Raw genomic sequence first — 12,219 nt, forward strand, 5'->3', positions numbered from 1 at the left:
GGCTCAAAGGTGGCCACCGGCCTGGCCAGCCAAAAGGACATAAAAAAAGCCCTCCTGAATGGAGGGCTCAAAACTCGATAGTCGTACTTACTAGGTATTGTCTCGTTCTCTGTTCCTTCGTTCTGATTTGATTCGCTCTATAGTTAATAGAGAGTGATGCATCTGACCAAAAGTAAACACATTGGAAACCAAGTTAGGAATAATGAGCAAACCCCAAAAGCCTAAAAAAGACAGAATGAAAACAAGTAGAGCATTAACAGAATCCACCGTGATTTGAGAATTTGATTTGAACTCAAACTTGTTTAGAAAAGTGATCAAGAAAGCTGCAATAAAAGCGGCTAATTGTAAAAGTATAGAGAATGCAAAGACCCCACTGAGTTTTTGAAAAATGGTAGATTTTTTTCCTGCATTTTTTCTGGTCATAGCTTTAAGTAGACTTCCATTACCAAAGCCTACAATAAGTGCATATCCTCCTAAGTTGAATCCTAGTAAATTTGGAAAAACGGCCATTATCTGTTCGGTCCAGAATATTAAAATTTCATAAAAAGATTTAGAGGAGAGCCAAGTTATGACTAATGTAGTGACAGCAAGCGCAATGCTTACCCAAAAAGGTATAGACTCTCCAATCTCTTTAGCATCATATGCATGCATAATGCCCTTGTAGCTGAATGGATGGTCTTTTTTGATTTGATCGTTATCATTCATCGTTGTTGTTATATCGTTGTGTTACCTCCATAAATATAACATTTTTTAGGTTATCTTCAGATGTTGCCATTGCCTTATTTCTTTCAGGATGCTCCTTTGTAACTATGGTTTTAGTTTTTCCTTGAGCATTTTTGATCTTAGCCCTAACTTGACCATTTTCAACAGCAAGTTTTAAGCTGCCTCTGATCAGCTTTGTATTCATATTTATTGATTCATTCTTCTCTGCCTGAAAATCTAAACTAGCCTCACTTACATTAGAATCCTTCAATTCATCGTCCAGCCAGTTACCTGCTTCGTCGCCAATATCGTCTGCATTGGTGTATGACACACTAATGTGGAGTTTCTCTACTTTATCTGCATTAAATATCTCTTCAAATACGTCTTGTGATTGCTGAACTATGACAGAAAAATCTTCATCACTACTAAGGACTTTGGGTATTGCTTTTATGAAGAAATCGTAAGCATTCTTTATAGTAAAATCTGAGGATAGTTTTAGGGCAAAACGGTGAGCTTGTGGAATAAAAACATACTCTGTTTCTTGCTTGTTGGGAAATAAACCACTTTCTAAGTTCATTGTAATGTCCTCTCTCGTAATTACGTTAACCCAAGCGTTATTTTCCAAGTCAGTAAAACGAGTTATCTTGCCGTAATAGAACTCTTTTCCATCAATCTTTTCTGGAAACATTGTTCTTATAAATGCTCTTTTCCCTCTGCCAACATGCTCTGTGATAGTGTTATTAAACAAATCCTGGAAAATTTCTCTGTAAGCTGTTTCACCTCTTCTTCTATCAGAAATTATTTTGATGTTTAAAAGCAGATAGGTAAACGGTATTTGCTTGGGTTTCTTAGGTCCATCTTTTGTTCTTCTTAGGAGAGCCATAATCTAGTAAGGTACTGATTTTGATATATATGAGGGATGTGTCGCCTTTCAAGTTGTAAACTTCGTGTTGGCGATATTGTAAAAGTATTGCAAGGTAACACTTTGGACAAAAGTAGGTTTAAATTCAAATTTTTCAAGCATGTACTACGGTTGTTTACGTTCTGCTTTGATCTCTTGAAGCATTTCTATCAGGTCAATCTGGCCAGGTGTGAGTTTTTCGGCCTCTTTTTTCATTGTTATTTTCTTTATGGCATCATTTTGAGCTTTTTCTAGGATGGCCTGCGAGATGAATCTGTTTTGATTCTTCACTGTAGCCAGTATGGCAGCGGCCTCCAGAGTTATCTGTGGGGAGATGGCCTTTGATGGCACCGCTTTACGACCGGAACCAGCTGGCCTTACTTTCTTCGATCCATCTTTATTGTATCCCTTTGGCATGGTGGTTTTGTGTCTTAGTACAAGTGTAATGAGAAAGTAAGGCCAGGCCGTGTTTTAAGCTCTCCATAGTTTGGTGGAAATCTTCCCGGCCATCGTTGGGACTACTTCCGGCCCGTATTGGCCTCCTGGCTCATCCGCTGGCCATTTTCGGCATTTGCTACAAGTGCATTTACTGGCCTGGCTGGCCGCTGGCCGGTAAGGAATCAGTAAACTATCTTGTACCTCCTGGTAATCCTGTATTTGTTCGGCTGTTAATTGGGTGGTGTTGATCATAGAGCAAAAGGATGGCCAGCCCTAGAGTAAGAGCTGGCCAGGCTGAATGGTTAAAAAGGTAAATCGTTATTTTCCTCATCTCCTGCCGTGGCTGGAGCAGCGGCCACTGGAGCCGTGGCCGCTGGCCGCTCATCGTTGGGCGAATATCCCAGGGAGATGTTTTGTACTTGAATCCGGATGGCTCCGTGGTGCCTGCCATCTTTCTCATAAACCCGAACGGATGGTTTGCCCTCCACCAGTACCTCCCGGCCTTTGGTGAGCCAGGAAACTACTTTAAAAAACCGCTCCTGCTCGGTGTTGCAGTCGTACCAAATTACCCGTTCTACTTTGGTGCCATTTCCGTCTTTATAACTCTCATCCACGGCCAGGGAAAAGGCTACAAATTTGCGGCCCTGGTGGTCTATAATTCTGGCATCCTGGCCAATTCGGCCAATAACTTGTAACTGGTGAAGTTTCATTTATTTGGTTGGTTGAAAAATTACGCTTTGTTGACTGGCAAAAATTTGCCCCTGGAGCTTAAAAATTACGCTTTGTTGTTCCTGGCAGTAGTCAACCATATTGGCCAGCATATCCTTTAAAGCGTTGGCTTGTTGGCCGTTGATTGCTCCCTTTAAAAATCCGGCCTCTATGCACCTGGTTAGGTTGCCGGTGGGTGCCAGATCCTGCTTAATGGCCTGGAGTTCTCTGGTACTTGGTACGGTTGTTTTTCCCATCTCTTTAGGTGTTTACTGGTTAATAATTTGGTCTTTTACCTCTGCGTACTCTACCACGCTGCCGGTGGTAATTCCCTGTACTATCTGGAGCGTTTTGGCCAGCATCTCCAGGTTTTGGCATCCTGCCAACTGCCTGCCAAACTCCAGCAATACGTTACGGCTGGCCAGGTAAAGCCCCCGCTCCGGTGGTGCAAGGTCGGCCAGGATCCGGCCCCGGCTTTTATCCGCTGCTTTCTGGATTGGGTCTTTAATTGGCAGGCTGGCCAGGAGCAAAAGAGCCAGCTCCTGGAGGTGGGTGTTTACGATAACCCGCTCTTTTGCGGAGCCAGTAAGTGGTGGCTTATTTAGTTGCATAGTGGTAAGGTTTTGAGGGTTACTTTTTTGGTTTAAAACTGTCACCAGGCAGGAGAGCCACGCAAGCCAGCGCTAAAATGCCCACTATAATTATGACGGTGGCGAGTCCTAGAATTAGGCCACAAAGAGCAGCTCCAGGAGTGAGAATTAAGAGTTTAAACATGAGTTGAATAGTTTAAAAATTTGGGTGAAAATCCGTTATCTACCAGGCTCTTATCTAATGAGTCCGAGAATGCTTGTAAATGGGGGTTTAACTCTATTGTCCGGAGTACTTTCCAGAATGCCACGGCCAGAGAGAGTGGCATTTTTACAGGGTATTGTTTAGCGTAATTTCGATGGTGCCAGGTAAGCATTTGGTTAGGAGTTATCCGGCCTCTCCACTCCACCAGCGTAATTTCCTCCAGGCTTAAGGTATTTAGAGCGGCCTGTGTGCTGTATTCGCTTGGTGTGTGGATTAATTCTAACAGGGAGGCCATTCCGGCCTTATACGTGTAAATCGTAATCCGTTGCATCTCCTTATTTGGCTCTGGTGTAAAGGCTGCTAAGGTTGTTAATGGCCTGCTTTGCGTTGTTTGCCGTTTGCTGGTTGTCCGGATCCAATGGAGTGGCCGCTGGTGCCATGTTCGGCGTATTTCGGCCTGCCTCTCGGTGGTTATCTGGCCGCTGGTGGTTAACGGCAGGCTGGTGGAACTGGCTGGCCTGCTGTTGGCCGGTGGGTGGCGCTGGCCGGTAAGCTACTGGTGGCCGCTGGATGGCTGGAGCGTCTGAATAGTTTACTTTGCAGGCTCTCCACCAGGCCTCTACTCGTTTGTAAGGGTATTTATTTACGAGCTGTTTGCAGTGCTCTACCAGTATATCCTCCGTAGGAAAGCGCTGGAGCGAAAAGGTGAAATCTATGGCCTCAAAATCTCTTTTGCTCTCTCTCGGTGGTAGTAATTTGAGTGGCTCAAATGGATGGCCGGATAGTTTCGCGTCGTAAATCCGTTGTAAAAAGTTAACGCTGGCCACATCTAGCTGGAGCTCATCATGTACCACAAAATAAGTAGGGTACATCTCCAGTAAAATCCTGTCTTGGCCTTTATGCTGGAGCGCTCCACCGCGTTTGTACCAAAGCATTTGGTAGGTTTTGTCTAGGTATCCACTGTTGCAGATCCTGGCCACACAATCCTGGAAAAGCGCTTGTTTGTCGTGCTTTTCGGCCTGTCCTACATTCATAGAATAGCCATCAAAAACGTAAGCCTTTTCGTTCGTCAAATAAAGCTCCCAGCGAAAAGTGGAGTTATGCCGGTCTCCTACAAATTTCCGGCGCTGTGTTGTTTCTGTGTTCACGGTTTTAGTGCTATTAGAGTGTGTTTCTATTTGATTTGAGCCCTTTAAGGTTTAGGAGAGCCAAAAAAAGATAATTGCTCTGGTGGCTTAATCTGGCTCCAGGAGCCATTTTTTGAGTTTTGCGCTCATTTTTGGGCGTGTTTTGGGCTTTTTCGTGGCCATTAGCCTCCAGTTATTCGGTTATGAAAATAGACCTTTTGAAAAAAGGGGTTATTCTAAATGTTTTCTAGTTACTCTAAAAGTTATCTATCTGTTAACCAAATAGTTAACTCTGTGTTTAACTGCGAATTGGGCTTAAAAAGGTGCCAAAATGGCATACCTCTACCGGCCAGCCTTTGAGGCTGTTTTTTTTGCGGTTTCGTAAAAGAGTTGGCCGTGTGCACCTGGCCGGTATTGTAATCCGAACGGTTAGGACTATACGTTTTTAGATTGGTGGCCTGAATCTATGCCAGGCCACCAATTCCTTACCCTAATAGTCTTTTCCGTTAGTAGGGGAAAACTTTCCCTTTGCAGGTGGTAGGGAGTCGAACCACTTAAACGCTGGCCTCTTGCCAGTTCGCTACTCTCCAGTAGAGCGTACCACCTAGCCCTTTTATTTTGAGAGTTGGGCTCTCCTTATCGTTTCCGCTTAAGCGGCTGTATTGATATGGTTAAAGTGCTTTGGAAATTTCCGAGCTCGGAGTATCACATACTGGAGCCGTGCGTTTATGATGGCCTCCTGGAGCGTTGCTTTTTTGCAGTTGTCAGACTCCACCCGTTTAAGGAGTACGTCCAGGTAAATTTTTGATGTTTCATAAGCAACATCTAATTGCTCCGTCGTGAGAGCCACTATTTGCTCCCTGCTCATGTTTTGGTTTGTCATTCGGCCCGAAAGGTAGGAGGGTGGTAAAGTGAAATAAAGGACTGATTTAAACCGGCAACGCTTAAGCAGTTACTGGCTCGTTTGTCTCCGATAAGAGCGGAATGGTGTTAGTGCTTATATTCTCCCAAGTGAATCCAAAGAAGTCTACAAACTGCTTTACTATCCAGTACGGCAAAACGGAAATATCTACGCTCTCCCCTTGCTTTGACTCTTTCTCTAGGATCGACCGTTTGAAATAGGTTAAACAATCGCTTTTCATGTGGTATTTAATAGCCAGTTGTCCGTGCATGGCCAGCCAGCTATCCAGATCTTTATGCTTAAGAGCATCGTAATGCTCTTGGATAGTGGTAGTACTCATATAAAAAAATGACCGTTTAAGTAAAAAAACGTGCTAAATTCCGGTGATTGTTACAATATTTGTCCGTTCACCGTTGCATTGTGTTGCAATATTATGAAGTAAACCTATTAGATTTTAAAGTAAACACTAATAATTTTATAGAATGCTTTAAAATTTAATACAACATATTGTAAATCAGTTGTTTATAAAAAAGGTGACTTTGAGTATTTTTAAGCGTCTATTTCACATAAAAGCAAAAAATCATCCGTATGACTAACACTATTAGCTCTAGGATTAACCAGGTAATGGAAAAGGAGCGAATGAGCGTAACCGCATTCTCAAAAGCCGTAAACAAAAGTTATACGGCCATTAGTATGATACTAAAAGGATCTAGTAAACCCGGTTGGGAATTGTTGGAGTCCATCCTGGAGACTTTTCCAGACGTAAATCCAGGCTGGTTAATGACTGGAGATGGAGAGTTTTTAAAAGCCAGCGTTACGCCTGCCGCTCCAGGATCCGGTGGAGATGCCTACCTGGTGGAGCACCTCCATACGTTGGAGGAAAACTTTGCCAGGCTGGCCAAACAACTGGAAAGTAAGGACAAACAAATAGAGGGTTTACAAAGGACTGTGGATGCCCTTATAAGTCGGCCAGCCACTCCGGCCTCAAATTTTCTTAAGCCTGCCACCTTTACCGGAAAGGTTTTACCACTCATGGCTCAAAAAAGATTTATGCCCTTAACGGCCTAAATTTTTTGTGTTGCGGTAGTACTTTCGGTGGCAGGCCACTGCTCAATTAGAGCAGTCCGGTGGTTTTCAAATAGTTACGGCAGAGTGTTCCAAACCCTCGCTCTCTGCTGAAGGCCAACACATAAAGTGCTGGCCTTTTTTGTGTTTATGTCTGTCGGTCAAATACTTACGTTTTGTGGTCTCCTATAGTGTATCGTAATTTTGATACACGACTTTCTTTAATGTATCAATCTGGGGGTAAATCCCTCGCCTTTAGGCGAAGACCGCTCAGGCGGCCCTGTTCAGTTTTACTCTTTGGAGCAGCAGAAAAATCACTACTCGTTTTGTTTCTTTAGTCGGCCCCAGAATTTTCTGGCGTTAGCCGATTCTGTTAACAAAAGATCAAGGTACGTAAACCAGGGCAATCGCTTTAAAATAGGTGTTGGACTTTGGGTAATTTTGGTAGATTTCTGTTCTACCCATATCGTTGCTCATGGAATCTCCCCAGAAGTATTTCGAAGCCCTGCCTGATCCGCGTATTAAACGAAAACAACTGCATGACTTTCAAGGCGTTATTATGCTCGTACTATGTGGAGTAATCGCTGGTTGTGATGAATGGACGACGATTGAGGAATATGCCAAGACCAAGATTGACTTTCTCCAAACCTTCTTAAAGCTACCCAATGGCATCCCATCCCACGATACGTTCGGCGATATTTTTGCCCAAATAGATCCCGTCCAGTTTTAGGAATGCTTCTTAGCCTGGACGTTAGGAGTATGTACCTTGAGTCCGGGCGAGATTGTCAGTATCGATGGCAAGCAACTACGGGGGGGCTATGATAAACATAATATAAAGGCCACTATTCACATGGTCAGTGCGTGGGCTAATCAAAACCGCCTGGTCTTAGGGCAGGTTAAAGTGGACGATAAGTCAAACGAAATAACGGCTATTCCCCAACTAGTCAGGGTATTAGTCCTGAAAGGATGTATCGTCACCATTGATGCAATGGGGTGTCAAATCAACATTGCTAAACTCATTGTGGAGGCTGAAGCGGACTATGTGCTGGCCCTAAAAGCCAATCAGGGCACGCTCCATCAACAGGTTCAGGACAGCTTTGAGCGCGAAACGCCCACCCATACCTACACCGAGTTGAGTGCGGGTCATGGGCGGGTAGAAAAGCGGACCTATTCGGTTTTGACCGACCTCAAGTGGGTAGAAAATGTCGAGGCCTGGTCGGGGCTACAAACGCTTATTCGTGTCCAATCAGAGGTCTTCCAAAAACTGAGTCAAAAGGCGACGCGTGAAACGCGGTATTACATAAGTAGTATTCAAGTTATTGATAAAGAGTCAGATAGCAAAAAGCTTGCACAAGCTATTCGGAGCCATTGGGGCATCGAAGTATGCTTACACTGGTCCCTTGATGTGACCGCGCCGGCGGACCGGTTTTAACGAGGATCATTCACGGGTTCGTACAGGTTACAGTGACCAGAATTTATCGGCAGTTCGTAAAATTGCCTTAAATCTTTTGCGGGCTGATGAGACGGTAAAAAAAGGCATCAAGACCAATCGCATGAAAGCGGGCTGGGATAATGCCCATCTCAAGTCTATACTACGAGTTTAATTTAAAGCGATTGCCCTGGTCGCACCAGGTAGCTTCATGAGCGGATTGCGACCTTTTTTCTTTTTACAATGAAGCGGCCCACTACGGCACGTTTGCCTGCCGGCCCAGGTCAGACCTGAGCTTCCTGGATTTTGGCCTCGATACAGTGCAGTGTACGGCGAGCCTTAAAACAAGTGGGGTTTACCGTGGACAACACCCCGGCCCGCCGGGAAAACGGAAGGTAGTGCAGGTCATTAACAGGTAACGCCGACAGAATTTCTTTTGGTGTCCCTGAGCCACATACGCCGAGAGGTTACCGAAACTTTCGCCCATTTTGTGTTCATTTGTACGTTCCTAAAAACCTCCTTATGAAACGGTTCACCTACCCTGCCTTACTCCTGACCGTTGGCCTGCTCAGCCTGACCGAAAAACCCGTCACTACCGACTGGCCTGAATACAATGGCGGGCCAGACCGCAACCATTTTTCGCCCCTTACGCAGCTAAATCCGGGCAATGTAGCGGGCTTACAGGTCGCCTGGGAATATGCGTCTGGCGGAGTCGATACGCTCAAAAACAACACCCAGATTCAGTGCAACCCGCTCATCATCGACGGCGTGCTGTACGGCGTTTCGGCGGGTTCGCAGGCCTTTGCCCTCGACGCGGCCACGGGCAAGGAGCTTTGGAAAACGGCCTTCACTGACGATACCTTCGCCATGAATAGCCGGGGTGTTACCTACTGGACCGATGGGCGACAGCCCCGGATTTTCTTCGCCTATGGCTCGCTGCTCTACGCCCTCGACGCCCGAACGGGAAAACCGGTGGCCAGTTTTGGCAAAGGCGGAAAAATCAACTTAAAGGAGGGCCTTGCCCGCCCCGGAGCCGACGAGTACGTGGTGAGCAACACGCCGGGCGTGGTGTATAAAAATCTGCTCATCATGGGCCACCGGGTGTCGGAGATCGCCCCGGCCCTGCCCGGCGACGTGCGCGCCTATGACCTGCGCACGGGGCGGATCGTCTGGACCTTCCACACCATTCCACACCCCGGCGAGTACGGGGCCGACACCTGGCCCAAAGACGGCCACCTTAACTTCGGCGGAGCCAACAACTGGATGGGCATGGCCATCGACCGGCAGCGCGGTATCGTATACGTACCCACGGGAACGGCAGCATTCGATTTATACGGCAGTACCCGGCCCGGCCAGAACCTGTTTGGCAACAGCCTTATAGCCCTTGACGCGGCCACGGGCAAGCGACGCTGGCATTTTCAGACGATCCACCACGACATCTGGGACCGCGATATTCCGGCTCCCCCCAATTTATTCACCGTCGTGCATGCCGGCAAAAAAGTGGATGCCGTTTCGGTTTTATCCAAACAGGGTTTCCTGTTTGTCTTCGACCGGGTCACGGGTCAGCCCCTGTTTCCGATTGAGGAACGACCTATGCCCGCTTCCAGTGTTCCGGGGGAAAAAGCCTGGCCCACCCAGCCAGTTCCCCTCAAACCCGCCCCTTTTACCCGGCAATCGTTTTCGGAAAGCGATATCAACGACTTTGTCACCGACCGCGACACGGTGCTGGCCCAGCTCAGGCGCTGGCAATCGGGTAAGCAGTTCATTCCCCTTCCCCTGAGCCCCAACCGGACCGTGTTTTTCCCCGGCACCGACGGTGGCGCACAGTGGGGCGGGGCAGCGGTGGACGAAGCGGGCATTATGTACGTTCCCTCCAAGCAAATTCCGGTCACCATGGCGCTGGTTCCGACCCCCGCCGGTTCGGCCTCAGCCCTGCCCGTTGACCGCACCGGTAGCCAACTCTACCAAACCCACTGTGCCGCCTGCCACGGCCAAAACCGCGAAGGTAGCCACGACGGGACCTATCCGGCCCTCATGGGCATTTCCCAAAAACGCAACGAGACGTCGGTGGCCCAGGTGCTGGCCAAAGGTCAGGGTATGATGCCTGCCTTCACCCACCTGAAGGCAGCCGAGCGGAAGGCCATCGTGGATTTTTTGTTTGGCAAAACAACGTCCGTCGCCAGCCAGGCGGGCCTGAACACCGCACCCTACCACCACACCGGGTTTACCCGCTGGTACGACCGGGCCGGGTACCCCGTTAGCCGCCCACCCTGGGGCACGCTGACGGCGATCGACCTGAATACGGGCGAACACCGTTGGCAAGTCCCGCTGGGGGAGTACCCCGAACTGGTGGCAAAGGGCCTGCCCCCGACGGGCACCGACAACTATGGTGCGCCGGCCGTCACGGCGGGCGGGTTGCTCTTCATTGCCTCCTCGCGCGACGAACTGATTCGGGCTTTCGACCGCAAAACGGGACGTGAACGCTGGCGGGACAAACTGCCTGCTGCCGGGTATGCTTCGCCGAGTACCTACGCTGTTAATGGCAAGCAATACGTGGTGATTGCCTGCGGGGGTGGCAAACTCAAAACAAAGTCGGGGGATCGGTACGTGGCGTTTGCATTACCGTAAACAGTTCCTTGGTCGTTCAGAGGTTGTCTAACGTTTGATGAGAGACAGGAATCGGTCCGGTACTTTTTGGCAGGGGGGGGGGGGCGCCACTGCGACTGTGCCGTGCTCATCTCAAATTTCTCTGTCCTGTACCCAACCGATTTGACCGCAGCGCTGCCCGCAATTCCCACCGGGCAGCCGACGCTGTGCCAACGGGGCCACCCGTGCGGTCTTGACCGGAAGGGTACTTCGGCACAGCGCTTTGGTCGCTGCACTAACCAGAGCACGCGTCTGTTTGGATCCCAATTTGACGATCAGCACGTACTTTGTACGTCGTTCGCCCAATGTTAAGAGAGCCCCATCATGACCTTTGCCAATGACCGTATCAGCTTCCCAGTGACCCAGTTCGGTGTTCGTCTCAACGATAGGTGGACGTAGATCAATGCTGACCCGATTTGGACCGGGTGGCCGGAGCCATGAGTTGACGTTTGAGGAGTTTACCCCGTTTCTTATAATGCTTGCGGTGACGAATACGAGGATACTGAGTAAGTGACTCATCATCAAAAGTTTGCCTGTCAGCTATGGCCTCATGACGATAGATGTAGCGGTAGATAGTTTCGTGATGTAGCACCTTTTGTGTGGCCATCCGTTGTAGCACACCGTAAATCTGTTCTGGTGAATGGTATTCCCAAACACCTGGTGCGGACATTAAGCCGGGCGAAATTTGAGCAACTGGCCGATTCGCTGATTCAGCGGAGCCTGGAGCCTTGCCGCAAGGCGTTGAAAAACTCCGGTCTGTCGGCCAGCCAGATCGACGAAGTCATTCTGGTGGGTGGTTCGACCCGGATCCCGAAAGTACAGGAAGAAGTAGAGAAGCTGTTTGGTCGCAAGCCGTCCAAAGCCGTTAACCCCGACGAAGCCGTAGCCATTGGGGCTGCCATTCAGGGTGGTGTGTTGACGGGTGAGGTAAAAGACGTCCTGTTGCTCGACGTTATCCCGCTGTCGCTGGGTATCGAAACGATGGGTGGCGTATTCACCAAGATGGTGGATGCCAACACGACGATCCCGAGCAAGAAAGTAGAAACCTACTCGACCGCATCGGACAACCAGCCCAGTGTGGAGATCAATGTATTGCAGGGCGAGCGGCCTATGGCGGCTCAAAACCGTCAGTTAGGCCGGTTTATCCTGTCCGATATTCCACCGGCACCGCGTGGGGTTCCCCAAATCGAAGTAACGTTCGACGTAGATGCCAATGGTATTCTGCACGTAACGGCCAAAGATAAAGGCACGGGTAAAGAGCAGAAAATCCGGATTGAAGCATCGAGCGGATTGACCGATGCCGAGATCAGNCGGATGCGCGAAGAAGCGAAAGCCAACGAAGCCGCTGATAAAGCCGAGCGCGAAGCCATCGAGAAAGTCAACGCAGCCGACTCGATGATTTTCCAGACGGAAAAGCAACTGAAGGAGTATGGCGATAAACTGTCGGAAGGCAACAAGACCGCTATCGAAGGCGCATTGGCGAACCTCCGCACGGCGCACGCGTCCCGTG

11 protein-coding genes and 2 pseudogenes are annotated in these 12,219 nt (G+C 48.6%); 5 read left to right on the forward strand and 8 right to left on the reverse strand.

Annotated elements, in window-relative coordinates:
- Positions 1-90: 90 nt before the first annotated feature.
- From B157_RS0109720 to B157_RS0109775, 8 genes are all read right to left on the reverse strand, one after another.
- Entirely contained in the window at positions 91-705 is a 615-nt protein-coding gene (locus B157_RS0109720) for a hypothetical protein (protein ID WP_020603150.1), read from the reverse strand.
- On the reverse strand, positions 698-1,585 hold the full coding sequence (locus B157_RS0109725) for a DUF4747 family protein (protein WP_020603151.1): 888 nt from the start codon (positions 1,583-1,585) through the stop codon (positions 698-700). The genes B157_RS0109720 and B157_RS0109725 overlap by 8 nt, the downstream gene beginning before the upstream one ends.
- 144 nt (positions 1,586-1,729) lie before the next feature.
- A complete protein-coding gene (locus tag B157_RS0109730) occupies positions 1,730-2,020 on the reverse strand; it encodes a hypothetical protein (protein WP_020603152.1) in 291 nt (96 codons plus the stop codon).
- A gap of 323 nt (positions 2,021-2,343) precedes the next feature.
- Positions 2,344-2,751, reverse strand: a complete 408-nt coding sequence (locus B157_RS36760; RefSeq protein ID WP_020603153.1) for a single-stranded DNA-binding protein — start codon at positions 2,749-2,751, stop codon at positions 2,344-2,346.
- Positions 2,752-3,006 carry a hypothetical protein gene (locus B157_RS0109745; protein WP_020603154.1) on the reverse strand — a complete coding sequence of 85 codons (255 nt, stop codon included), beginning with the start codon at positions 3,004-3,006 and terminating at the stop codon, positions 2,752-2,754.
- Between the two features lie 12 nt (positions 3,007-3,018).
- The gene (locus B157_RS0109750; protein WP_020603155.1) at positions 3,019-3,360 is read right to left on the reverse strand and encodes a hypothetical protein; all 342 of its coding nucleotides are present in this window, start codon (positions 3,358-3,360) and stop codon (positions 3,019-3,021) included.
- A 516-nt stretch (positions 3,361-3,876) separates the two neighbouring features.
- Positions 3,877-4,689, reverse strand: coding sequence for a hypothetical protein (locus B157_RS0109765; RefSeq protein WP_020603158.1), 813 nt, complete (start codon positions 4,687-4,689; stop codon positions 3,877-3,879).
- A gap of 923 nt (positions 4,690-5,612) precedes the next feature.
- On the reverse strand, positions 5,613-5,909 hold the full coding sequence (locus B157_RS0109775; RefSeq protein ID WP_020603160.1) for a hypothetical protein: 297 nt from the start codon (positions 5,907-5,909) through the stop codon (positions 5,613-5,615).
- Between the two features lie 248 nt (positions 5,910-6,157).
- Here B157_RS0109775 and B157_RS0109780 point away from each other — a divergent pair, with 248 nt between their 5' ends.
- The 5 genes and pseudogenes from B157_RS0109780 to B157_RS34900 form a co-directional block, all read left to right on the forward strand.
- Positions 6,158-6,637, forward strand: a complete 480-nt coding sequence (locus tag B157_RS0109780; RefSeq protein WP_020603161.1) for a helix-turn-helix domain-containing protein — start codon at positions 6,158-6,160, stop codon at positions 6,635-6,637.
- A gap of 472 nt (positions 6,638-7,109) precedes the next feature.
- Entirely contained in the window at positions 7,110-7,364 is a 255-nt protein-coding gene (locus B157_RS39305) for a transposase family protein (RefSeq protein WP_020603162.1), read from the forward strand.
- Positions 7,365-7,376: 12 nt separating this feature from the next.
- Positions 7,377-8,066, forward strand: a pseudogene (locus B157_RS39310) (ISAs1 family transposase); the annotation flags it as partial.
- 519 nt (positions 8,067-8,585) lie between these two features.
- Positions 8,586-10,691 carry an outer membrane protein assembly factor BamB family protein gene (locus B157_RS0109800; RefSeq protein ID WP_020603164.1) on the forward strand — a complete coding sequence of 702 codons (2,106 nt, stop codon included), beginning with the start codon at positions 8,586-8,588 and terminating at the stop codon, positions 10,689-10,691.
- A 654-nt stretch (positions 10,692-11,345) separates the two neighbouring features.
- Positions 11,346-12,219, forward strand: a pseudogene (locus B157_RS34900) (Hsp70 family protein); the annotation flags it as partial.

Origin of the sequence: Spirosoma spitsbergense DSM 19989, from assembly GCF_000374085.1 — a bacterium.
Lineage (GTDB): Bacteria > Bacteroidota > Bacteroidia > Cytophagales > Spirosomataceae > Spirosoma > Spirosoma spitsbergense.

Coding starts and splice junctions, on each gene's coding strand:
- B157_RS0109775 (WP_020603160.1), bottom strand. CDS start 5,909: ATGAGTACTACCACTATCCAAGAGCATTACGATGCTCTTAAGCATAAA.
- B157_RS0109750 (WP_020603155.1), bottom strand. CDS start 3,360: ATGCAACTAAATAAGCCACCACTTACTGGCTCCGCAAAAGAGCGGGTT.
- B157_RS0109725 (WP_020603151.1), bottom strand. CDS start 1,585: ATGGCTCTCCTAAGAAGAACAAAAGATGGACCTAAGAAACCCAAGCAA.
- B157_RS0109745 (WP_020603154.1), bottom strand. CDS start 3,006: ATGGGAAAAACAACCGTACCAAGTACCAGAGAACTCCAGGCCATTAAG.
- B157_RS36760 (WP_020603153.1), bottom strand. CDS start 2,751: ATGAAACTTCACCAGTTACAAGTTATTGGCCGAATTGGCCAGGATGCC.
- B157_RS0109800 (WP_020603164.1), top strand. CDS start 8,586: ATGAAACGGTTCACCTACCCTGCCTTACTCCTGACCGTTGGCCTGCTC.
- B157_RS0109780 (WP_020603161.1), top strand. CDS start 6,158: ATGACTAACACTATTAGCTCTAGGATTAACCAGGTAATGGAAAAGGAG.
- B157_RS39305 (WP_020603162.1), top strand. CDS start 7,110: ATGGAATCTCCCCAGAAGTATTTCGAAGCCCTGCCTGATCCGCGTATT.
- B157_RS0109730 (WP_020603152.1), bottom strand. CDS start 2,020: ATGCCAAAGGGATACAATAAAGATGGATCGAAGAAAGTAAGGCCAGCT.
- B157_RS0109720 (WP_020603150.1), bottom strand. CDS start 705: ATGAATGATAACGATCAAATCAAAAAAGACCATCCATTCAGCTACAAG.